Origin of the sequence: Acinetobacter sp. WCHAc060033 (genome assembly GCF_004209125.1) — a bacterium.
GTDB lineage: Bacteria > Pseudomonadota > Gammaproteobacteria > Pseudomonadales > Moraxellaceae > Acinetobacter > Acinetobacter wuhouensis.
The window spans coordinates 1-982 of the sequence record NZ_SGSW01000158.1 but is presented as its reverse complement, the minus strand read 5'-3'; the positions used below and the strand labels follow the sequence as shown (position 1 = coordinate 982).

Annotated in this window: 1 protein-coding gene; it reads left to right on the top strand. The window is 39.3% G+C overall.

All coding sequences use genetic code 11. The features are described from left to right. Positions 1–54 precede the first annotated feature (54 nt). On the top strand, positions 55–982 hold a 928-nt coding region (locus tag EXE10_RS21055), incomplete at its 3' end, for an IS5-like element ISAha2 family transposase (RefSeq protein WP_130114604.1).

The following is a 982-nucleotide window of genomic DNA, read 5'->3' as shown; positions in this document are numbered from 1 at the left end:
GGCTTTGTTGCACAAACCTAGCCTATAAGGTTTATTCAGTCCTATAATTTCAAAATGAATAAACCTACTCCTAAAACTTATCGTACAACCAACTGGTCTTCCTATAATCGCGCTCTCATTAATCGGGGCAACATTTCCATTTGGTTTGATCCAAAGACTCAGTGGTATGCACAACCACAAAACAAGCAAGGTCGAAATCAAACTTACTCCGATACGGCTATTCAATGCTGTTTAATGATCAAATCTTTATTTAGACTCTCTTTACGCATGGTCACGGGTTTTGTTCAAAGTCTGATTAAACTTTGTGGATTAAATTGGACCGCACCAGATTACAGTACGCTTTGTCGAAGACAAAAACATATTGATATTGCGATTAGCTATCAAAAAAGTAGTGATGGGCTACATCTACTCGTCGACTCAACTGGCTTAAAGTTTCTAGGTGAAGGTGAGTGGAAACGTAAGAAACATGGACCTGAATATCGTCGCCAATGGCGTAAGCTTCATATTGGCATCGATGCTGAAACCTTGCAAATACGTGCAGTACAGCTTACTACAAATAATGTGAGCGATTCGCAAGTACTCGGTGATTTACTTGCTCAAATTCCCTTAGATGAACGAATTGATTCGGTCTATACCGATGGTGCTTATGACACGAAGCACTGCAGACAAGTCATTCTAGATCAAGATGCACATGCGGTCATTCCGCCAAGAAAAAATGCAAAACCATGGAAAGATCAGAAATTGAGATCTTTAGAGCGGAATGAGTTACTGAAAACAGTTAAACGTTTAGGAAGAACGCTTTGGAAAAAATGGTCTGGTTATCATCGTCGAAGTTTAGTTGAAACCAAGATGCATTGCATCAAACTATTAGGTGATAAATTAACAGCAAGGAGTTTTTCTAGTCAGGTGAATGAGATTCATGCACGCATAGCCGTATTGAACAAATTTACAGAATTAGGTCGTCCTCATACCCAAGTTGTCA